Raw genomic sequence first — 22,446 nt, 5'->3', positions numbered from 1 at the left:
TACAAAAAACACTACAACGTTTTCTTAAATAATTCCAAAACCTAATATTTATCATGTTTGCATTTTTAGTTATCCATTAAATTTGTTGTACATAAAAGAATACATAGAACATTAAATACATAAAGAGATGGAATTAGAAGAATTAATTTTAGAAAAACCAAAAAATGTAGAATTTAAACAAGGTGCTTGGAACACATCTATTAATGTTAGAGATTTTGTTTTACAAAACATTGTCTCTTATTATGGTGATGATCAATTTTTAGTAGGAGCAAGCAAAAAGACCCAAAAACTTTGGGATGTGTGTAAAGAAGGAATGAAGCAAGAAAGACAGAATAATGGTGTACATTCTGTTGATACAGAAACTATTTCTGGTATTGCTAGTTTTGGGGCAGGTTATATAGATAAAGAAAACGAAGTAATTGTTGGTTTACAAACTGATGGTTTACTTAAAAGAGCAATGAAACCTTTTGGAGGTTATAAAGTTGTACAAAAAGCATTAGAAGAGCACGGTTTAAAACCAAGCGAAGAAATAAACGAATTATTTACAAAATATGTAAAAACACATAACGATGGTGTTTTTGATGCTTATAATGCAGAAATTAGAAAATTCCGTTCTTTAGGATTCTTAACAGGATTACCAGATAATTATGCTCGTGGTAGAATAATTGGAGATTACAGACGTGTTGCTTTATACGGTATTGATAAATTAATTGAAGTTAAAAAAGCAGATTTAGCAAACATAGAAGGACCAATGTCTGATGCTGTTATTCGTTTAAGAGAAGAAGTTTCTGAACAAATTAGAGCGCTAAAAGACATGATTGTAATGGGTAACCATTATGGTTTAGAGTTAAACAGACCTGCAGAAACTGCACAAGAAGCTGTACAATGGACGTACATGGCTTACTTAGCTGCTGTAAAAGAACAAGACGGTGCTGCAATGTCTTTAGGTAATGTATCTACTTTTTTAGATATTTTTATTGAAAGAGATTTACAAAACGGAACTATTACAGAAGTAGAAGCACAAGAATACATCGATCAATTTGTGATGAAATTGAGAATGGTACGTCACTTAAGAATGGCTGCTTATGATGAAATTTTTGCTGGAGACCCAACTTGGATTACCGAAGCTATTGGTGGTATGTTAAATGACGGAAGAACAAAAGTTACTAAAACGGCTTACCGTTTCTTACATACTTTATACAACTTAGGTCCATCACCAGAACCAAATATTACTGTTTTATGGTCTCCTTTATTACCACAAAACTTTAAAAAATTCTGTTCAAAAGTTTCTATTGACACTTCTTCTATTCAGTTTGAAAATGATGATTTAATGAGAAACTTAAGGGGTTCTGACGATTACGGAATTGCTTGTTGTGTTTCTTATCAAGAAATCGGAAAACAAATTCAGTTTTTTGGAGCAAGAACTAATTTAGCTAAAACATTATTATTAGCTATTAATGCAGGTAAATGCGAAATTACTGGAAAACAAATGGTAAAAGGTATTGAACCTTTAACTGATGAGTATTTAGACTTTGATAAAGTAATGGCTAACTATAAAATTGCTATGAAACAAGTAGCAAAAGTTTATAATGATGCAATGAATATTATTCATTACATGCATGATAAATATTACTATGAAAAAGCTCAAATGGCATTAATTGATACAAATCCAGATATTAATATCGCTTACGGTATTGCAGGTTTATCAATTTTAGCAGATTCTTTATCAGCAATTAAATATGCTAAAGTAAAACCAATTAGAAACGAAGCTGGTTTAACTGTAAACTTTAAAATTGAAGGAGATTTCCCTAAATACGGAAATGATGATGATAGAGTAGATATTTTTGCTCATAATGGTGTAGAAGATTTTAATAACGAATTAAAAAAATTAAAAGTTTATAAAGATGCAGAACCAACAATGTCTGTATTAACAATTACATCTAACGTTGTGTATGGTAAAAAAACAGGTGCAACTCCAGATGGTAGAGCTTCTGGTGTACCTTTTGCTCCTGGAGCAAACCCAATGCACGGTCGTGATACAAATGGAGCAATTGCCTCTTTAAATTCTGTTGCAAAAATAGATTATAAAGATTCTCAAGACGGTATTTCTAATACATTCTCTATTGTACCTAAATCTTTAGGTTCTAATTTAGAAGAACAAGTAGATAATTTAGTAGCTACTTTAAATGGGTATTTTGAGCATGGAGCGCAACATTTAAATGTAAACGTGTTAGACAAAGAAACTTTATTAGATGCAATGGCACACCCAGAAAATCATCCACAATTAACAATTAGAGTTTCTGGTTATGCAGTTAATTTTATCCGATTAACAAAAGAACAACAAACAGAAGTTATTTCTCGTTCTTTCCACAAATCTATGTAGTACCTTTTATGTATTATAATAGGGGTTCAAAAAATAGAAATTAAGTTATAACAACTAAAAACAATTCTACTATATTTTTGAACCCCTTTTTTTATTCACTTAAATTTCAAAAAAATTAAAACTTCAGAAAACATATTAAACGTACATTCTATTGAGTCTTTTGGCACTCATGATGGTCCAGGAATTCGATTAGTTATTTTTTTACAAGGTTGTAAATTAAAATGTCAATACTGTCATAACCCAGATACTATTGACACGCATGGAGGCCAAGAATACCATATAGAAGACCTTGTACAAAGAGCCATAAAAATGAAATCTTATTTTGGCGATAAAGGTGGAGTTACCGTTTCTGGTGGAGAACCATTGTTACAAGCTCACAACCTTATTCCTTTCTTTAAACGATTAAAAGAAGAAGGTATTCATACAAATATTGATACAAATGGTCGTTTATTAAATCACCCAACTATCGAATTATTAGATGACTATGCCGATTTAGTAATGCTAGATATTAAACATATGACCGAAGAAGGTTTTCAAAAAATAACTGGTAAAAGAAACAAAGACACTACTTTTAATTTTGCAAAACACAGAGAAGCATCTGGTAAAAAAATGTGGTTACGCTATGTTTTAATTCCAGAAATTACAAATACTCCAGAGTTATTGCATCAACTAGGTAATTATTTTAAAGATTACACAACCATAGAGCAAATAGAGTTACAACCTTACCATAAATTAGGTATCCATAAATGGGAGGCTTTAGGTTGGGAATACGAATTAAACGACGCTAGAGAAAACACCAAAGAAGAACTGGCATTAGCATCAGAAATTTTAAGTAACTATTTTAAAAAAGTGAAAATCAATTAATACTTAATTGATTTTTAGCAGTGAATTATACATCTAATGAACACTCCTAAAGAAGTTATAAACAACATAAATCAAATAGCCTTAAATAAAGGTAATTATAAAAAAAGTAAAACTTTAATTCTTGCAATTTTAGCAGGTGCTTATGTAGCTTTTGGCGCATTACTTGCCATAATTGTTGCGGGTGGTTCACCAGGAATTGCAGAAAATAATCCAGGATTAGCTAAATTTATATTTGGTGCTACTTTTCCTATCGGACTGATACTTGTGGTAGTCGTTGGTGCAGAGTTGTTTACAGGAAACAATGCTTACTTTATCCCTAATTTACTACGTAAAAAGCAACCCATTTATCACATGTTTAAAAACTGGGCTATTGTATATAGTGGTAATTTTATTGGTGCGCTTTTTCTTGCTTATATAATTACACATTTAACACACATTGTACATAGCGAGCCTTATATTAATTCTGTTTACAGTATTGCAGAAGGTAAAACGAGCCATACTTTTTTAGTTACTTTTATCAAAGGAATTGGTGCAAATTGGTTAGTTTGTTTAGCTATTTGGCAAGGAGTAGCTTCTGAAAATACAGCTGGTAAAATATTAGCTATTTGGCTTCCGGTAATGGCTTTTGTTGCTATCGGTTTTGAGCACAGTATTGCTAACATGTATTTTATTCCGCTTGCTATTTTTGAAGGAGCAGATATTACTTGGACTACTTTTTTTATCAAAAATTTAATACCAGCAACTTTAGGTAATATTGTTGGAGGTGTTTTATTTGTAGGCTTACCTTATGGTCATTTATTTAATAAAAAACATCACAAATAGAAAGTAAAACTTTAAACTATTTTACATCAAAAATAAAATTTATATCAACTTGTTAAAAATTAAACAATAGAAATTATTTTAGTAAATATTTATCAAAAAAATGGTGGATATATAATTTGTTAGCATCTTTGCTGTATAAATAATATCATTAAATAAAATACCGATGAAAATAGCTGTAGTTGGAGCAACTGGAATGGTTGGAACAGTAATGTTAAAAGTTTTAGAAGAGCGTAATTTACCAATAACGGAATTAATCCCTGTTGCATCAGAAAGATCTGCCGGTAAAAAACTATCATATAAAGGAAAAGAATATACCATTGTAACTTTAGCAGATGCTGTAAGCATGAAACCAGATGTAGCTTTATTTTCTGCAGGAGGTGATACTTCTTTAGAATGGGCTCCAAAATTTGCAGAAGTTGGTACAACAGTTATTGATAATTCTTCTGCTTGGAGAATGGATCCGACAAAAAAATTAGTAGTTCCAGAAATTAATGGTGATGTTTTAACAAAAGAAGATAAAATTATTGCAAACCCAAACTGTTCTACCATTCAGTTAGTTGCAGCTTTATCTCCGTTACATTTAAAATATAAAATGAAACGTGTAGTTATTTCTACCTATCAATCTGTATCTGGTTCTGGTGTAAAAGCTGTACAACAATTAGATAATGAAGAAGCTGGTATTGATGGAGAAATGGCATATCCACATAAAATTGGTAGAAACGCAATACCTCATTGTGATGTTTTCTTAGAGAATGGTTACACAAAAGAGGAAATGAAATTGGTTAAAGAACCAAAGAAAATATTACGTGACGATTCTTTTTCTGTAACAGCAACTGCTGTTAGAATACCTACTGCTGGCGGGCATTCTGAAGCGGTTAATGTTCAGTTTGAAAATGATTTTGATTTAGCAGAAGTTCGTGCTATTTTAAACGCAACTCCTGGAGTTGTTGTAGAAGATGATTTAGCAAACAACGTATATCCAATGGCAATAAATGCACATGATAAAGACGAAGTATTTGTTGGACGTATTAGAAGAGATGAATCTCAAGAAAATACCTTAAATTTGTGGATCGTTGCAGATAACCTTAGAAAAGGTGCAGCTACAAACACAGTTCAAATTGCCGAATATTTAATAGCGAATAATTTGGTGTAAAATATATGTTATGTCAACATTTTACAAAGTAAACATACAAGAAGTACAACAAGAAACCGCTAATGCGGTTTCTGTTTTGTTTAAGATACCAGAGAATTTAAAATCAGATTTCAATTTTGTTCCGGGTCAATATATTACATTACAAAAAGTAATTAATGGCGAAGAAATTAGAAGAGCATACTCAATTTGTTCTACGCCAAAAAGTGGAGAAATTAGAGTTGCTATAAAAGCTGTTGAAAACGGAATATTTTCTGTGTACGCAACATCAGAATTAAAAGCTGGTGATGAAATTGAAATTTCAACACCAGAAGGACGTTTTGTTTTAAACACAGAAGCCAATAAAAGTTACATTGGTTTTGCTGCTGGTTCTGGTATTACACCCATTTTATCAATGGTAAAAACAGTTTTAGAAACTGAAACCTCATCGACTTTTACTTTAATTTATGGAAACAAATCTGTTGCAGACACTATTTTCTACAATCAATTAAGTGATTTAAAGGAAACTTTTTCTGATCGTCTAAAATTACACTATATTTTTAGTAGAGAAGAAGTAAAAAACCAGCTAAGAGGTAGAATTGATGGTAACGTTACCAATTACTTTGTAAAAAACATGTACAAAGAAACCTCTTTTGATGCTGCTTTTTTATGCGGACCAGAAGAAATGATTGAAGAGGTTTCTAAAACTTTAGAAAGCAATAAAATTAGTAAAGAAAATATTCATTTCGAATTATTTACTACATCTGTAGATGAAGAAGCTATTGCAGAAGTTAAAGAAGGTACAACTGTAGTTACTGTTTTATTAGATGATGAAGAAACTACCTTTACAATGCAACAAACAGACGATCTTTTAGCGGCAAGTTTACGCAACGATTTAGATGCTCCTTATTCTTGCCAAGGCGGAGTATGTAGTTCTTGTATGTGTAAAGTGACTGAAGGAAAAGCGGTAATGATTAAAAATTCTATTTTAACAGACAGCGAAATTGAAGAAGGTTTGGTTTTAGCCTGTCAAGCATACCCTACAACTCCAAAAATTGTAATTGATTTTGATGATGTATAACATCTAAAAAAAGAGTTCAAAACTTATATTTAAATTGAAAAGGATGGTAAACCCATCCTTTCTTTTTTTCCAAAAATTAAAATAGTTTTTTTTATAAATATGGATATTTACGATTTTAAAAATGCCTTCTTAATTGGTTTTTTTATGGCTTTTATGATTGGGCCTGTTTTTTTTATATTGATACAAACGAGTATTTTAAAAGGAGCAAGAGCTGCAATTGCTTTTGATATTGGTGTTATTTTAGGCGATATTTCTTTTATTTTAATTGCTTATTACGGAAGTAGATCTTTGTTAGAAGAGATTAAAGATGATCCTCGTTTATTTTTTATTGGTGGTTTAATATTGATAATCTACGGACTTATTACTTATTTTGATAGACAGAATAAAAAAGAAGCATTAGAAACTACCAAAGCAATAGAAGTACCTGTTGTTAAAAGCAATTATATAAAACTAATGATTAAAGGATATTTTTTAAACTTTATAAATATTGGTGTTTTGGCTTTTTGGTTAGGAACCGTTTTGGTTATTGGCCCAACTTTAAATATGAATCCTACAAGTATCTTTTGGTATTTTGCTACAATTATACTTGGGTATGCAGTTACCGATTTAGGTAAAATACTATTAGCAAAACAATTAAAAAGTAAAATGACTCCTTTAGTTATTTATCGATTAAAAAGAATAATGGGAATTATCTTAATAATTTGTGGTGTTTTTTTAATCTTAAAAGGGTTTATTCCAAACGATAAAATTGATGAGTTAATTCTCTAATTAATAAAAAAAAGCGAGGTGAAAACCTCGCTTTTTTTTATTAACTATTTTTTTAAAAGCTTACTTTACTTCAAAAACATTATTCTTTAAATCTATATCTGCCATTAGTCCACTTTTATCTATAGTAACAGATTTTACAGGTTTAGAAACATCAAAAGAATAGGTTGGCATTGCCCAACCCCAATCTTCTATAACTGTTGCTGAAGTTGGCTTATTACCTCTCATCATTCTTAAAGGAATATTAAAGCTTTCAGAGGTACCGTCTGTATAAGTTACCTCAACATCCATTGGCATTGGCATTTTACCAATTCTTTCTAATGTAATTTTTTTGTCTTCAATAGATTTTACACCATAATCAATTGTATGCGTTGTTTGCGTCCATTCATTTAAATACCAACCTAAATCTAAATCAGATACTTTTTCCATAGAGCGTTTGATATCATTTGGTGTTGGATGTTTAAAGCTAAAATCTGTAAAATATTTTTTTAATCCATTAGCCACATTTTCTTTACCAATTACATATTCTAATTGCGATAAGAAAATATTTCCTTTAGAATAACTTGCTGTACTATATGCTCTGTTAGTATTGTATCTATCTGCATGCGTACCTAAAGACTCTTCCATCTTTTTTTCAACAATACTTCTATAGCTTCTGTAAGAACCTGCATGTGGATTCGCTTTAGGTTTCTTAGAAATTTCACTTACTGCTTTGTTAGAAATATAAGATGTAAACCCTTCATCCATCCATGGATGTAAACTTTCATTTGAAGCTAATAAAAACTGAAACCAAGTGTGTGCCATTTCGTGAGCTGTAACACCAAATAAACTTCCATAACTTCTTTGACCTGTAACTAACGTAGACATTGCGTATTCCATACCACCATCTCCTCCTTGTATTACAGAGTATTGTTTATATGGATATTGACCAACATTCTCACTATAATAAGTCATTAATTCAGCAGTTTTCGGCTGAAGATCTTTCCAGTTTTTTAAGTATTTTTCTTCTAATGTTTTCTTATATAAAAAATGTAAGTCAACACCATTTTCCATTTTTAAAACATCATGATTGTATTCTGAATCTGCTGCCCACATAAAATCATGCACTTCTGGCGCTTTAAAATGCCAAGATAATTTATCACCTTCTGGCAAATCCAATTCTTTAGTAGCATCCTCATAACCATGACCAATTTCTTGTGGATTCTGTAAATAACCAGAACCACCAATTGTATAGTTTTTATCAATACGAATCGTTACATCAAAATCTCCCCAAACTCCTTGAAATTCTCTTGCAATATAAGGAGGAGTATGCCAACCTTGAAAATCGTATTCTGCTAATTTAGGATACCATTGCGCCATAGATAATGCAACACCTTCTTTACCATTTCTACCCGAACGACGGATCTGAACTGGTACTTGTGCATCAAAATCCATTTCTAAAGTAACAGATTCTCCAGATTTAATAGGCGCATTTAGTTTTACTTCTAAAATTGTACCTACCGTTTCATGAGAAACCGCAACTCCGTTTTGTTTTAAAGTATTTACTTTTATATACCCTATTTCATCAGGACTTAATTTACTTATTCTATCTCTAACTCTTCTGTCTGGATCTTGAATGTTTAAAGACCTAACATCCATTTGAGAACCTGGTTGAAAAGCATTAAAATACAAATGATAAAATACTTTATTTAAATCATCTGGAGAATTATTAGTATAAACTAACGTTTGCTTTCCTTTGTATTGATATTTGTTTACATCAACATCTATATCCATTGTATAGTCTACGTGTTGCTGCCAATAAGTTTCTTTTGTAACTACATTATTAGCTACATCTTTTGTACTATTACAAGCTGTTAGTGTAGCTAGCAATAATCCTAAAAAGTAAAATTTTTTCATATATATTGATTAAGGTTTATAAAAAAAGCAGCATTCTAAAGAAAACTGCTTTTTTTTGAGATAATTATTTTTTTCCGTTTACAATTTCATCCGCCATTTTTAAGGCATTGTATGCATTTACAATTCTACCAGAAACTGATAAATCTGCAAAAGGAACCATTTCTCCACTAGGATTTTCTCTTGACTGTGACCCTGGTTTAATAACTTCAAAATTAATTTTTATACCAGAGTTCATTAAAATATGTTTTACCTGACTTGCAGATAATTTTGGATAATAAGAACGAATTAAAGCTGCAACACCTGCTGTTGATGGAGCCGCCATTGAAGTTCCACTAAATTTCTGATATTCGTTTTCTGGTGTTGTAGAATAAATCTGAACTCCAGGCGCAAAAACATCTACATTTATTTTACCATAGTTAGAAAATGATGCTGGTAATTTTTCGTTATAATTTACACTCATTGCTCCGATAGTTAAAACATTATCAGAAATTTCTGTAATTAAATCTTTAGAGTCGTTAGGATATGTTTTGTCTACATCTATATCTTTACCATCATTACCCGCTGCATTTACAATTAACACATCATTTTCTTCTGCATATTTAATTGCATCGTAAACCCATTCTTTTTTAGGAGAATACCCTTTACCAAAACTTGTATTGATTACTTTAGCACCGTTATCTACTGCATAACGTAAACCTAAAGCAATATCTTTATCATATTCATCTCCATCAGGTACAACTCTAACTGCCATAATTTTTACATTATCAGCAACACCATTCATTCCTAAATTATTATTTCTGCTTGCTGCAATAATACCTGAAACATGCGTTCCATGCGCTTCTGATTTTATAGAATGCCCTGTTTTATTATCTCCATACACTTTAATATCCATAGTATATCCATCATCACCAAGAACAGCTCTATAATCTTTCTTTAAAGCATCACCGTTTAATAAATTAGTTGCGTCTGTAACTAACTTAGTTAATTCTTTTTTTGCTTCACTTAAAGAAGGGATTCCAAAACTATACATTTGCTTAGCAATTGTAATGTTTTGTAACAAAGAAGGATCTTCTGTTTTAATAGCTAAAACATCTTCTTTTGTATAATCTTTTTTATTTAAGTTCTCAGAAATAGCATCGTCTGCATTTGTTACACCTTGCAACATTTGCTCGTATCTTAACTTTGTATTTTTAGAAGTTTCTAATTTTTTATCATAGAAAGCTTTTGCTTCTTTTGCTTCTTCTTCATTAGTTATAGAAGGATTTTTTATAATTCTTTCGTACTCTAAATTTTCTTTATAAATACTTCCTAAAAAGTTCCATCCATTAATATCATCAACAAATCCATTTTTATCGTCATCTATTCCGTTACCTGCAATTTCTTTTGGATTAACCCAAGCAACATCTTTTAAATCTTCATGCTCTAAATCTGTTCCAGAATCGGTAACAGCAACAATAACTTCTACTCCTTTTTTACCTTCTAAAAACGAATATGCTTTTGTCACACTCATACCAGGAATAGTATCTGTTGCTAAATCTGCATGCCCCCAACGATTCATTTCTCCTTCTGATAAAGCTCCTTTTTTAGCTGATAGATTTATTACAGTATCTGAACCTTGTGGAACAGGTATGCTAGAAATTGACTTACAACTTGTAAAAACAAGTCCAGCAAATGCTGTATATAAAACTGGTTTTAAAACTCTCATTTTCTCTTTTATATTAATTAAATATATCTATAAATTTATGTGTACTCTTTAATCTAACTCCTTTTTCTGTATGTTTAACTGTACAAATTTCGTTGTGAGCATCGTGCTCTAAAAAAAGGAAATATTCTTTATCTCCAGCCTCTTCTAAAAAGGATGCTTTTTCTTGTATGGTTAATAATGGTCTAGTATCATAACCCATTACATAAGGCAAAGGAATATGACCAACTGTTGGTAATAAATCTGCCATAAAAACCATTGTTTTACCTTGGTATGTTAATTTTGGTAACATTTGTTTTTCTGTATGTCCATCAACAAATAATACATCAAAACCTATCTGATCTTTATAATTATGATCAATAAAATTTAATTGACCACTTTCTTTAATCGGGTTGATATTCTCTTTTAAAAAAGATGCTTTTTCTCTAGAGTTAGGCTCAGTGGCCCATTGCCAATGCTCTTTATTAGACCAAAATTTAGCATTTTTAAAAGCAGGTTGTAAAAAAGTTTTATCAGAATTCCACTCTATTGCACCTCCACAATGATCAAAATGTAAATGTGTTAAAAAAACATCGGTAATATCATCTCTATGAAAACCATGTTTTGCTAATGATAGGTCTACAGAAAAATCTCCAAAAAGATAATAATAACTAAAAAACTTATTTGATTGCTTTGCTCCTAAGCCAGTATCTACAAGAATTAAACGATTTCCGTCTTCTATAAGTATACTTCGCATACTCATATCAATTAAATTATTAGCATCTGCAGGATTGGTTTTTTGCCAAATAGTTTTAGGTACAACACCAAACATTGCACCTCCGTCTAATTTAAAATTACCTGTTTCTATTGAATATATTTTCATCCAGAATCAATTAAAATTATCTTTAAAATAACAAATATAACTCAATACATTAACAATACTTTCTCATAAAGCATACAGAACGCAAATATGAAAAAATAAAGATAATTTTTTGTTAAGAAAAGACTAAAGCTTTGTGTAAAAACAGTAATAAAACTATTCTTTTATCGTTATGTAGTGATGCTTGAGAGCCAGTTTAAAATAACAAATTTACACTGTAAATATGCGTTAATTTTTTGGCTTTGTCACGTACAAAACTTCTAGTTTTCTTTTCTAAACATACAGATACTTCTACCATATTAAAAAGCTTCTTGTGCAAGTTCATTATTAATCACTGCACCAGTAATATTTCCGCTAGAAACTGCTAATGCAACCGAACGCATCATTATACTATTGTCTCCACAAACATAAATTCCCTCTTCAGTTGTTCTTTGCATTGAACTAACTTCAATATGTCCATTTTCTGTAAGCTTACAACCTAATTCTTTTGGTATTTTAGAATTTTGTTCAAAAGAAATGGCAGCATAAGCACAATCAAAATTTTCTGTGCTACCATCTTTGAAAGCAACTTTTTCTATTTGTCCTTTTTTATGTTCGATTTCTGAAATTTCTTTCTCAATAATTTTTATATTCTTTTGCTCTAATTTTTTGAGTTGATCTTTATCAAAATCAGCTATTCTTGATGTGATTATCGTAATTTCTTTAGTTAAATTATAGACTAAAGAAGTAAGATGAAAAGCTCTTTCTCCATTTGCAATTATAGCCGTTTTTTTATTTCGTATTTCATAACCGTGACAATAAGGACAATGTACTACCGAAATTCCCCAACATTCAGAAAAACCTTTAATATCTGGCATTATATCTTTAATTCCTGTGGCAAAAACCAATTTCTCTGAGGTAAAAGTATCTCCGTTTGAAGTTGTAATTTCAAAACTTTTTTCAATTCTTTTTCCGCTTATAGCAAATCCGTTATAAAATTTAATACTATCATATTCAGAAACTTGACTTTTAGAAATTTCAGAAATTTCTTTAGGAGCACTTCCATCTTGTGTCAAAAAATTATGCGAATGCGGTGTTTGTCGATTACACGGTTTACCCGCATCTATTACTAATGTCTTTCTTAATGAACGCCCTAAAGACATTGCTGCTGAAAGACCTGCATAACTTCCACCCACTATTATTACTTCAAATTTTTTGTTATCCATTTTGTTATTGTATTAATTGAAGAGTGATTTGGTTCTACAAAAACTTAACCTAATACTCCAATTAGTCTTATTATTTCTCTTCTTTTATTAAATGCGATTTTGTCGCAATAGATGTTTTGGCAAATATACAATCTTTTTGTATTATTGCAACTTATTCGCAATAATTATGAATAGACGAAATACACCTGCAAAAGAAGCGATACTTAGCCTGCTATCAAGCTCAAAAAGAGCGTTAAGTCAAGATGTAATTGAAAGACAACTTGATATAAAAATAAATAGGGCAACTATTTACAGAGTTTTAAATAGATTTTATGAGGATGATATAGTTCATAGAATTGTTGCAGAAGATGGAAAGCAATATTTTGCTATTTGTGAAAAAAATGAAAAGAATCAGCATCATTTTCATTTTAGATGTTCGTCTTGCGATACTATTGAGTGTTTACATATTCCTGTTGATTATAAAGTTCCTAAAGGATATAATGTTAAAAACGCAAATTGTGTACTAACCGGAAGTTGTAATGATTGCTCTTAATATTTATCCTATTTACTACGATTTATAATTTTATTAAATCTGTAATTAGAAAGTAAATATTACTTTTTTAAAACTTATATAAAATAAAAAAACCTCAATCACAGATTGAGGTTTTTTGGAGGTGTCTAGCGGATTCGAACCGCTGTACATGGTTTTGCAAACCATTGCCTAGCCACTCGGCCAAGACACCTTTTGTATTTTGGATTGCAAATTTACGTAAATTTATACTTTCTGCAAGTCTTTTTTTAATTTTTGATTTTCCAAGGTGGATTTATTCTATTTTCTCCTCCATAAAATAAAATTAAGCTATTATTGTCTACATCTTTTAATCTAGCTTCTCGCCATAACCAATTTCTGTCAGAAGGCATTTCATCAAAATAAATTCCTTCTTTTATTAAATCTTTTACTTTAGTATCTAAATCTTTACATTCAAAATATACATAAACACCTTCTCCTTTAGGTAATTTTTCTACCTTATGAATTGAAAAAGTTGCATTTCCTTCCGGACAAACAAATCTTGCATAATCTGGTAAAGCATCAACAATTAATTCTAACCCTAATTTTTGATAAAAAGAAACTGACTTACTTAAATCTAAAGATGGAATTGTAATTTGATTTAGGTTCATACCTTATAAATTACCTCTTTTTTGTAAGAATAATTACCACTTCTTCCACATTTCCACCAATTGGTGGATTTATTTTAGCAACAGAAACCGTAGTTCTTCTTATCATTTTTATTTCCTTAAAAATACGATCTAAAATACGTTGTGTTACTTCTTCTAATAATTTAGAACGTATTGCCATTTCTTCTTTTACAATGTTATTTAAATGTACATAATCTACCGTATCGGCTAATTCGTCTGTTCTAGACGATCTCTTTAAATCTGCTTTTACCTCTACATCTACTCTATATTCAGATCCTATTTTATCTTCTTCATCTAAGCAACCGTGGTTTGCATAGAGTTTTATATTGTTTACTTTTATTATTCCCATTATTGTTTCTAATTTAACTAATTAAACTGCATTGTTAATTTCAATCCAATAACCATCTGGGTCTTGAAAATAAAACTGATTTACTCCATCTTTTCTAACATAATCTTTATCTGAAGTTCCTGTCCAATCTGAATATTCTATTTCTAAATCTTTTAAATGATTTAAAAAAGAATCTAAATTGTCTATGGACAATGCAAAATGGACAGCTTTATTTGTTCTAATTTCAAAATCTGGACGAGGAATTAAATGTAATTGCTTGTTATCTCCTAATTTCATCCACCTAGTTTTAGAGTTAGATGCTGTATTTTCCATTTCTTTAAGTTTTAAAACCTTTTTATAAAAGGTAACAGAGACATCTACATTTGTTACAGATATTGCAATATGATCAAATCTAAAAGTTGTCATTTTTATTTAAAATTTTGGTAAAAATACGATAATAAACTAGGTACAAAATATCAATTTTAAAAACTTTAATAGATAAAACACTAGTGTTAGTGATTGAAACGGCATCCTTTTTATGAGGTACGAATAAAAAGATATAGTGTAAAGCACGACTTTAATCTAGAATGCTTTCTAGATAAAGTAACACCCAAAAAAATTAACTTGTAAAAAAGTCGAAAACGTTACTTATAGCACTTGTTTTTGTTTTATAGAATTCTGTGTAAGTACAACGCTCGCAGGTTACACTAGTATATTTCTGATTTTGAATATCAAAAATTTTAGATAACGTACCACCTGTTGCTCTTAACTCACCAACTTTATAGTTTTTATTGTTGCATTTAGGACACGAGTAATTTCTTATTTGACTGCTCATAATTTATAGTGTTTACATATTAGAAGCTATTTTCACTAATTTGTTACAAAGACTTAATTGCTATAAAGTATTTTATGTAATTTTGTCACTTAATTTTTTCGTATAAACTTATGTCTGAAGAGAAGAAATCGCTCAATTTTTTAGAGCAAATTATTGAAGAAGATTTGGCTAACGGAATGCCAAAAGAAAATTTACGTTTTCGTTTTCCGCCAGAACCTAATGGATATTTACACATTGGGCATACCAAAGCAATTGGTATTAGTTTTGGTTTAGGGTTGCATTATAATGCGCCTGTTAACTTGCGTTTTGATGATACAAATCCGGCAAAAGAAGAGCAAGAATATGTAGATGCCATTAAACAAGATATTTCTTGGTTAGGTTACCAATGGGCTAACGAATGTTACTCTTCAGATTATTTTCAGCAATTGTATGATTGGGCAATTTTATTGATAAAAGATGGCAAAGCGTATGTAGATTCTCAATCTTCAGAAGAAATGAGAGTACAAAAAGGTACGCCAACAGAAGTTGGTACAAACAGTCCTTTTAGATCTCGTTCAGTAGAAGAAAACTTGGAGTTATTTCAAGGAATGAAAGACGGAAAGTTTAAAGAAGGAGAACATACTCTACGTGCAAAAATTGATATGGAATCTCCGAATATGTTAATGCGTGATCCTTTAATGTACAGAATTATGTACAAATCTCATCATAGAACTGGTGATGATTGGTGTATTTACCCAATGTATGATTGGACTCACGGAGAAAGTGATTATATTGAACAAATATCACACTCTTTATGTTCTTTAGAATTTAAACCTCATAGAGAATTATATAATTGGTTTAGAGATAATGTATACGATTTTAGTAAATCTGAATATCCAAATCCGCCAAAACAACGTGAGTTTTCTCGTTTAAACTTAAGTTACACCATTATGAGTAAACGTAAGTTACTTAAATTGGTAGAAGAAAATATTGTTGCTGGTTGGGACGACCCAAGAATGCCTACAATTTCTGGTTTAAGAAGACGTGGTTACACGCCAGCTGCTATTAGAAGTTTTGTAGAAACTGTTGGGGTTTCTAAACGTGAAAACATTATTGATGTAGCACTTTTAGAGTTTAAAATTAGAGAAGATTTAAACAATACTGCTAAAAGAGTTATGGGAGTTTTAGATCCTGTAAAAGTGATTATTGATAATTACCCGGAAGGAAAAGAAGAAATGCTAGATGCCAGTTATAATGATTATGAAGAAGGTTTTGGTAGCAGAAAAGTTCCTTTTTCTAGAGAAATTTATATTGAAAGAGAAGATTTTAGAGAAGAAGCGAATAAAAAATTCTTCCGTTTAAAATTAGGAAAAGAAGTTCGTTTAAAAAACGCTTATTTTATTACAGCAACTAGTTGTGAAAAAGATGAAAACGGAGAAATTACTGTTATACATTGTACTTATGATCCATTAACAAAATCTGGAATGGACACAGAAGAAAGCAAACGTAAAGTAAAAGGTACTTTGCACTGGGTTTCTGTAAAACATGCAGTAAAAGCAGAAGTTAGAGCTTACGATCGATTGTTTTTAGATGAAGCACCAGATGCTCATAAAGACAAAGATTATATGGATTTTGTAAACCCTAATTCTTTAGAAATTATAGAAGCCTATTTAGAGCCAAGTTTACAAACTGCTAAAATTGGCGAACGTTTTCAATTTCAACGTTTAGGATATTTTAATGTGGATGATGATTCTACTGCAGACAATTTAGTATTCAACAAAACTGTTGGTTTACGCGATTCTTGGGCTAAGAAATAAAATATCGTATAAATAGTAAACAATAATAAAGTCCTCTTTTTTTTTATAAAACTGAGGACTTTTTAAATTTATAAAAAATGAAAAAATTAATCGTTTTAAGTTTGTTGATATTCGCTTCTTGCGGAAACAAAAAAGAGATAAAGCAAATCGCAGAAATTTCTTGTGGTCAATGTCAGTTTGAATTAGATTCTGAAACTGGATGTAGTTTAGCCGTTAAAGTTGATGACAAAGCATATTTTGTAGATGGTTTTGGTATTGATGATTTTGGCGATGCACATGACAAACACACAGGGTTTTGCGAAGTTGTTAGAAAAGCAGAAATTGCTGGTATTATTGAGGAAGGAAGATTTAAAGCAACTGCTATTAAATTAGTAGAATAATTTTAAACTTATTTTATAAAAAAACCGAAGTAATTTCTACTTCGGTTTTTCACTTTTTATTAAGGAGCAGGATTTGGTATTGCTACATGAACTGCTTCAATTTCTTTTAAAACTTCATCCGATAAATCAATATTTATAGAATTGATATTTTCTTTTAATTGATCCATTTTTGTTGCTCCAATAATATTACTTGTTACAAATGGCAATTGATTGATAAAAGCCAAAGACAATTCTGTAAGTGTTAAATTATGTTTTTTAGCAATTGTTAAATATTTTTTAACTGCTGTTTCAGAACCTTCATTTTTATATCTAGAAATAAATCTTGGGTATAAATCTCCTCTAGATCCTTCAGGGTAATTTCCGTCTAAATATTTACCAGTTAAAACACCTTGTGCTAAAGGAGAATATGCTAACAAACCAATGTTTTCTCTTAAAGAAACTTCGCTCATACCAGCTTCATAACTTCTATGAATCATAGAATATGAATTCTGAATAGTTACAGGTCTTGGTAAATTGTTTTGATCAGCAGCTTGTAGGTATTTCATAGTTCCCCAAGGAGTTTCATTAGACAAGCCAATGTGTTTTAATTTCCCCTGCTTTATTAAATTTTGAAGAGTTTCTAAAATTTCAAAATAATTTTCAGTTTCGCTTTTGATAGTGTCTGTAGGGAAATCTCTTGTACCAAAAACATTTACACTACGATTTGGCCAATGCAATTGATATAAATCTATATAGTCGGTTTCTAAACGTTGTAAGCTGTTTTCTATAGCTTCTTTAATATTTTTTTTATTTAAACCACCTTTTCTAATATGCGCTGTATAATCTCCGCCACCAGCAATTTTACTTGCCAAAACTACTTTGCTTCTATTACCCGTTTTTTTTAACCAAGAACCAATAATTTTCTCTGTAGCTCCATAAGTTTCTGCATTTGCTGGAACTGGATATAATTCTGCAGCATCAAAAAAATTAACACCTTGTTCTAAAGCGTAATCCATTTGTTGATGAGCTTCTGCTTCTGTGTTTTGGTTTCCCCAAGTCATAGTTCCTAAACAAATTTTAGAAACTTTTGTATCTGTATTTGGTAGTGTTGTGTATTTCATTGTAAAGTGAGTAATCGTTTAGCTATTTATTCGTTTAATTATTAAAAAACTTACATCAAATGTATAAAAATAAAACAGCGTGCAATTTTAAAATTACACGCTGTTTTAAGCTTAAATTATATTTTTTACTATTTTAAAATAGCTTCAATTCCTGGTAAAGTTTTACCTTCTAACATTTCTAACATAGCACCACCACCAGTAGAAACATAACTTACTTTATCTGCAAACCCAAATTGTTTTACAGCAGCAACAGAATCTCCACCACCAACTAAAGAAAATGCTCCGCTTTTAGTAGCTGTATTAATAGAGTTTCCTAAAGCAATTGTTCCTTCTGCAAAAGTTTCCATTTCAAAAACACCTAAAGGTCCGTTCCATAAAATAGTTTTACACTTGTTTACAACATCATCAAAAATTTCTCTAGATTTTGGTCCAGCATCTAAACCTTGCCATCCATCAGGAATTTCAGTAATATCTATAATTTGTGTGTTTGCTGTATTAGAAAAATCATCCGCAGCAATTACATCTACAGGGATATGAACAGAAACCCCTTTAGCTTCTGCCTGCTTTAAAATATCTAAAGCTAAATCCATTTTATCATCTTCACAAATAGAATCTCCTACAGTACCGCCTTTTGCTTTTACAAAAGTAAAACTCATTCCACCACCAATAATTAAATGATCTACTTTATCTAAAATATTTTCAATTACTGTAATTTTTGATGATACTTTTGCACCACCTAAAATTGCTAAAACTGGTTTTTCTGAGTTGTTTAAAACTTTATCTATACTCTCTATTTCTCTTGCTAATAAGTTTCCGAAACATTTGTTCTCTTCAAAAAATTGTGCAATAATTGTTGTTGATGCGTGCGCTCTGTGTGCAGTACCAAAAGCATCATTTACATATACATCTCCAAATTTTGATAACTTTTCTGCAAAAGCAACATCTCCTTTTTTCTCTTCTTCGTAAAAACGTAAGTTTTCTAATAATAAGATTTCTCCAGACTCTAAATTTGTAACAGCTTCTTCTACTTTATCTCCAATACAATCTTCAACAAATTTTACTTTAACACCTAATATTTCTGTTGCTTTTTCTACAATATGTCCTAAAGAAAACTCATCTTGAAATCCTTTTGGTCTACCTAAGTGAGACATTAAGATACAACTACCATCTTGCTCTAAAATATCTATAATTGTAGATTTTGCCGCTTGTATTCTTGTAGCATCTGTTACTTCAAACTTATCATTTAAAGGCACATTAAAATCTACACGAATTAACGCTTTCTTATTCTTGAAATTAAAATCTTTTAGTGTTTTCATCTTTTATTAATTCTATTTTTAACAAAAATACCGATTTATTTACTCTTTTTAAGTCTATAACTCTTAAATTTAATACAACGTTTTCGAAGATAAAAACTACTGTTTAAATGAATTACAGAACCATTAAGATAGATTTACATAATTGATGTATTAATGACAAACAAATTTTATATTTGCCTATGCTTTTTAACCAAATTATCGGCCAAGATCACATAAAAAAACATTTAAAAGTATCTGCAGAAAACGGCAGAATACCACACGCGCAATTATTTGTGGGTAAAGAAGGTAGCGGAACTTTACCAATGGCAATTGCCTACGCACAATTTTTATTATGTAATTTTTCTGATAATGCAGATGTTTGTAATTTAAAATGCGACAAATTGCAACACCCAGATTTGCACTTTGCTTTTCCTGTTACTTCTAATAACGATGTAAAAAAACACCCAGTTAGTAGTTTGTTTTTAGAAGATTGGCGAAAATTTATTGCAACACAACCTTATGGAAGTTTGTTTAATTGGCTGCAACATATTGGTGTAGAAAACAAACAAGGAATTATTGGTGTTGATGAAGCCGAGGAGGTTGTAAAAAAACTAAAACTTAAAAGTTACGAAGGTGGTTTTAAAGTAATGATTATTTGGATGGCAGAAAAAATGAATATTGCTGCTGCTAACAAATTATTAAAACTGATAGAAGAACCGCCAGAAAAAACCGTGTTTATTTTAATTACAGAAAACGAGGAGCAAATTATAAATACAATTAAATCTCGTTGCCAAGCATTGCATTTTCCTGCGTTAAGCGAACAAGACATTAGCAATACTTTGGTTGTAGATCATCAGGTTTCTGATAATGATGCCGCAAAAATTGCACATCAAGCAGAAGGTAATTTTAACAAAGCATTACATTTATTACACAATGATTCTTCTGATTTGGTTTTTGAAGAATGGTTTGTTGCTTGGATAAGAACTGCTTTTAAAGCAAAAGGAAATGCTGCTGTTGTACAACAATTAATTGAATGGTCTGATACTATTGCTAAAACCGGTCGAGAAACTCAAAAACGATTTTTAGATTATTGTTTACAGTTTTTTAGACAGGCAATGTTATTGAATTACAAGTCGGAAAATTTGGTTTTTATGGAAACTAAAACTGGATTTCAGCTTTCTAAATTTGCGCCTTTTGTACATTCTGGAAATATTCTAGACATAGAAAAAGAATTAAATGATGCTATGTATCACATAGAAAGAAACGGAAATGCTAAAATTATTTTATTAGACCTTTCTATGAAACTAACTCGTTTTTTACATAAAAAAGAAGAAAAGGTTTAGAAACATTTCGTGCTTTCTCTACCTAAAAAACGGCAAAAAAGAGCTTAAACAAACCGCTCAATCTGGGCTAAACTTGTTTGCGAATAAAACTCAAAAATCAAACTTTAAATCCCTTTTGCAAGTCTTTTAGCAACATACAAATCTGCAATTGTTGGGTTTTCTGGGCAAGATTTTATTTGCTCAAAAACATCACCAGACTTAACAAAACCGGTTTGTATCACTTTAAAATATACTCCACAAAAAGTAGTATTCCAAAATTGTTTTACAATTTTCATATTATTGAAACGAACTCCTAATTTCATACACGGATTTCTTTGTACCGTTGCTTCTAAAATAGTTTCGCCAACTTTAAAAGTATCTCCTTGATGAATTTTAGTTTCATCTAAATCATCAATGGTTAAGTTTTCTCCAAAAATTCCATTTTCAAATTCTAAATCTGGATATAATTTTTTAAAATAATCGTAATGTTTTAAAGAATAACCATAAACTGCTTGTAAAATTCCTCCGTGATGTTCTCTATCACAAACAGCATCCTCTTTTACATCTTCTATATCTAAAAAAATAGATTTATCAACAGAAAACTTAAATATACCAGTTGTTATTAATTTTCCTTTCCAATTAATTTCTTGTCGTTCTCCTATGTTTGTAGAAACAATTTTCATCAACTATTTTTTAAATTTAGACAATGCTTTTTTAGTAAAATCAGACAAAACCAATTCACCAGAAACCGCAGCTCTTTCTGTTAGTAAATAACTCCAATCATCAGTTTCTTTCCATAATACTTTTTTCATTTCTAATAAAGCAATTGGATTATAACTTGCTAGTTTTTCTGATAAAATTTCTACTTCTTTATCCAAATCATTTATGTTTTCAAAAACACGTGCATACAACCCTTTTTCTTTTGCCCAATAAGCATTTTTCCAGTTTGTTGCATCTAAAGTAAGTTCTGCGGTTGCTGCTATTCCAATTTTACGAGTTACGGCAGGTTCTATTACAAAAGGACCAATACCAATGGTAAATTCAGATAATTTAATTGCAGCATTTTCTGTAGCTAAAACATAATCACAAGCAGCAGATAAACCAACGCCACCACCAACAGTTTTACCTTGTACTCTACCAATTATTAGCTTTCCGCAAGTTCTCATTGCGTTAATTACATTTGCAAAACCAGAGAAAAATTGTTTGCCTTCTTCTAGATTTGTAATTGCTACCAATTCATCAAAAGAAGCTCCTGCACAAAAAGCTTTTTCTCCTTCAGATTTTAAGATAATTACAGAAACTTCATCATTATTACCTACAGAAACAAATTCTTTAGCCAACCTTTCTAACAATTCACTCGGAAAAGAATTACTTGCTGGATGCCCAAATTCTATAGTTGCAATTTTATTTTGAATCTTGGTATATAAACTTCCGTTTTGTCTATTTGTAATCATAAATATTTCTTCTTTTTTTGTAAAAATAAGATTTAAATTATAAAAGTTCTCGAT

The 22,446-nt window shown here is 30.4% G+C and carries 22 protein-coding genes and 1 tRNA gene; 10 read left to right on the top strand and 13 right to left on the bottom strand.

All coding sequences use genetic code 11. From position 1 onward, the window contains the following. The first annotated feature begins 127 nt into the window (after positions 1-127). From pflB to ACJJVY_RS15880, 6 genes are all read left to right on the top strand, one after another. The gene (gene pflB / locus ACJJVY_RS15905) at positions 128-2,383 is read left to right on the top strand and encodes a formate C-acetyltransferase (RefSeq protein WP_405611091.1); all 2,256 of its coding nucleotides are present in this window, start codon (positions 128-130) and stop codon (positions 2,381-2,383) included. Positions 2,384-2,476: 93 nt separating this feature from the next. Continuing rightward, a complete protein-coding gene (gene pflA / locus ACJJVY_RS15900) occupies positions 2,477-3,247 on the top strand; it encodes a pyruvate formate-lyase-activating protein (RefSeq protein ID WP_405611691.1) in 771 nt (256 codons plus the stop codon). Between the two features lie 36 nt (positions 3,248-3,283). Beyond that, a complete protein-coding gene (locus ACJJVY_RS15895; RefSeq protein ID WP_405611088.1) occupies positions 3,284-4,069 on the top strand; it encodes a formate/nitrite transporter family protein in 786 nt (261 codons plus the stop codon). A gap of 163 nt (positions 4,070-4,232) precedes the next feature. Continuing rightward, the gene (locus ACJJVY_RS15890; protein WP_405611085.1) at positions 4,233-5,222 is read left to right on the top strand and encodes an aspartate-semialdehyde dehydrogenase; all 990 of its coding nucleotides are present in this window, start codon (positions 4,233-4,235) and stop codon (positions 5,220-5,222) included. A 10-nt stretch (positions 5,223-5,232) separates the two neighbouring features. Beyond that, positions 5,233-6,279, top strand: a complete 1,047-nt coding sequence (locus tag ACJJVY_RS15885; RefSeq protein ID WP_405611082.1) for a 2Fe-2S iron-sulfur cluster-binding protein — start codon at positions 5,233-5,235, stop codon at positions 6,277-6,279. A gap of 99 nt (positions 6,280-6,378) precedes the next feature. Beyond that, positions 6,379-7,047, top strand: coding sequence for a LysE family translocator (locus tag ACJJVY_RS15880; protein ID WP_405611079.1), 669 nt, complete (start codon positions 6,379-6,381; stop codon positions 7,045-7,047). A 60-nt stretch (positions 7,048-7,107) separates the two neighbouring features. Here the strand turns inward: ACJJVY_RS15880 and ACJJVY_RS15875 are convergent, their stop codons facing one another. From ACJJVY_RS15875 to ACJJVY_RS15860, 4 genes are all read right to left on the bottom strand, one after another. Further along, positions 7,108-8,940 (bottom strand): M1 family metallopeptidase, encoded by a 1,833-nt coding sequence (locus ACJJVY_RS15875; protein WP_405611076.1) that lies wholly within the window; start codon positions 8,938-8,940, stop codon positions 7,108-7,110. 64 nt (positions 8,941-9,004) lie between these two features. After that, a complete protein-coding gene (locus ACJJVY_RS15870; protein WP_405611073.1) occupies positions 9,005-10,645 on the bottom strand; it encodes a S8 family peptidase in 1,641 nt (546 codons plus the stop codon). A gap of 13 nt (positions 10,646-10,658) precedes the next feature. Then, the gene (locus ACJJVY_RS15865) at positions 10,659-11,504 is read right to left on the bottom strand and encodes an MBL fold metallo-hydrolase (RefSeq protein WP_405611070.1); all 846 of its coding nucleotides are present in this window, start codon (positions 11,502-11,504) and stop codon (positions 10,659-10,661) included. Between the two features lie 296 nt (positions 11,505-11,800). Continuing rightward, positions 11,801-12,706, bottom strand: a complete 906-nt coding sequence (locus tag ACJJVY_RS15860) for an NAD(P)/FAD-dependent oxidoreductase (RefSeq protein WP_405611067.1) — start codon at positions 12,704-12,706, stop codon at positions 11,801-11,803. A gap of 166 nt (positions 12,707-12,872) precedes the next feature. On the opposite strand from ACJJVY_RS15860, the gene ACJJVY_RS15855 reads away from it, so the two are divergent. Beyond that, positions 12,873-13,238, top strand: coding sequence for a Fur family transcriptional regulator (locus ACJJVY_RS15855; RefSeq protein ID WP_405611064.1), 366 nt, complete (start codon positions 12,873-12,875; stop codon positions 13,236-13,238). 116 nt (positions 13,239-13,354) lie between these two features. Here the strand turns inward: ACJJVY_RS15855 and ACJJVY_RS15850 are convergent. The 5 genes from ACJJVY_RS15850 to ACJJVY_RS15830 all read right to left on the bottom strand — a co-directional run bounded on the left by ACJJVY_RS15850 (position 13,355) and on the right by ACJJVY_RS15830 (position 15,045). After that, positions 13,355-13,428, bottom strand: a tRNA-Cys gene (locus tag ACJJVY_RS15850). A gap of 55 nt (positions 13,429-13,483) precedes the next feature. Continuing rightward, positions 13,484-13,864 carry a VOC family protein gene (locus tag ACJJVY_RS15845; protein ID WP_405611061.1) on the bottom strand — a complete coding sequence of 127 codons (381 nt, stop codon included), beginning with the start codon at positions 13,862-13,864 and terminating at the stop codon, positions 13,484-13,486. Between the two features lie 10 nt (positions 13,865-13,874). Beyond that, complete coding sequence (gene folB, locus ACJJVY_RS15840) at positions 13,875-14,231, bottom strand: dihydroneopterin aldolase (protein ID WP_405611058.1); 357 nt, start codon at positions 14,229-14,231, stop codon at positions 13,875-13,877. 21 nt (positions 14,232-14,252) lie between these two features. Then, the gene (locus tag ACJJVY_RS15835; protein ID WP_405611055.1) at positions 14,253-14,636 is read right to left on the bottom strand and encodes a VOC family protein; all 384 of its coding nucleotides are present in this window, start codon (positions 14,634-14,636) and stop codon (positions 14,253-14,255) included. Between the two features lie 193 nt (positions 14,637-14,829). Then, positions 14,830-15,045 (bottom strand): zinc ribbon domain-containing protein, encoded by a 216-nt coding sequence (locus ACJJVY_RS15830; RefSeq protein ID WP_405611052.1) that lies wholly within the window; start codon positions 15,043-15,045, stop codon positions 14,830-14,832. A 110-nt stretch (positions 15,046-15,155) separates the two neighbouring features. Between ACJJVY_RS15830 and ACJJVY_RS15825 the strand changes: the two genes are divergently transcribed. Further along, the gene (locus ACJJVY_RS15825) at positions 15,156-16,841 is read left to right on the top strand and encodes a glutamine--tRNA ligase/YqeY domain fusion protein (protein ID WP_405611049.1); all 1,686 of its coding nucleotides are present in this window, start codon (positions 15,156-15,158) and stop codon (positions 16,839-16,841) included. 77 nt (positions 16,842-16,918) lie between these two features. Further along, positions 16,919-17,221 (top strand): DUF6370 family protein, encoded by a 303-nt coding sequence (locus ACJJVY_RS15820; protein ID WP_405611046.1) that lies wholly within the window; start codon positions 16,919-16,921, stop codon positions 17,219-17,221. A 59-nt stretch (positions 17,222-17,280) separates the two neighbouring features. Here ACJJVY_RS15820 and ACJJVY_RS15815 read toward each other — a convergent pair whose 3' ends face one another. Next, complete coding sequence (locus ACJJVY_RS15815) at positions 17,281-18,321, bottom strand: aldo/keto reductase (protein ID WP_405611043.1); 1,041 nt, start codon at positions 18,319-18,321, stop codon at positions 17,281-17,283. A gap of 128 nt (positions 18,322-18,449) precedes the next feature. Continuing rightward, positions 18,450-19,637 carry a phosphoglycerate kinase gene (locus tag ACJJVY_RS15810; protein ID WP_405611040.1) on the bottom strand — a complete coding sequence of 396 codons (1,188 nt, stop codon included), beginning with the start codon at positions 19,635-19,637 and terminating at the stop codon, positions 18,450-18,452. A 179-nt stretch (positions 19,638-19,816) separates the two neighbouring features. Here ACJJVY_RS15810 and ACJJVY_RS15805 point away from each other — a divergent pair, with 179 nt between their 5' ends. Next, positions 19,817-20,959 (top strand): ATP-binding protein, encoded by a 1,143-nt coding sequence (locus tag ACJJVY_RS15805; protein ID WP_405611037.1) that lies wholly within the window; start codon positions 19,817-19,819, stop codon positions 20,957-20,959. A gap of 104 nt (positions 20,960-21,063) precedes the next feature. Here ACJJVY_RS15805 and ACJJVY_RS15800 read toward each other — a convergent pair whose 3' ends face one another. Both ACJJVY_RS15800 and ACJJVY_RS15795 read right to left on the bottom strand, forming a co-directional pair. Then, the gene (locus ACJJVY_RS15800; protein ID WP_405611034.1) at positions 21,064-21,621 is read right to left on the bottom strand and encodes an MOSC domain-containing protein; all 558 of its coding nucleotides are present in this window, start codon (positions 21,619-21,621) and stop codon (positions 21,064-21,066) included. A gap of 3 nt (positions 21,622-21,624) precedes the next feature. After that, positions 21,625-22,392, bottom strand: a complete 768-nt coding sequence (locus tag ACJJVY_RS15795; protein WP_405611031.1) for an enoyl-CoA hydratase/isomerase family protein — start codon at positions 22,390-22,392, stop codon at positions 21,625-21,627. Positions 22,393-22,446 lie beyond the last annotated feature (54 nt).

It is taken from the genome of Polaribacter sp. Asnod1-A03, from assembly GCF_045063585.1.
Taxonomy (GTDB): Bacteria; Bacteroidota; Bacteroidia; order Flavobacteriales; family Flavobacteriaceae; genus Polaribacter.
Note: the sequence above shows the minus strand (reverse complement) of the source record. Positions and strands in the feature narration are given on the sequence as shown.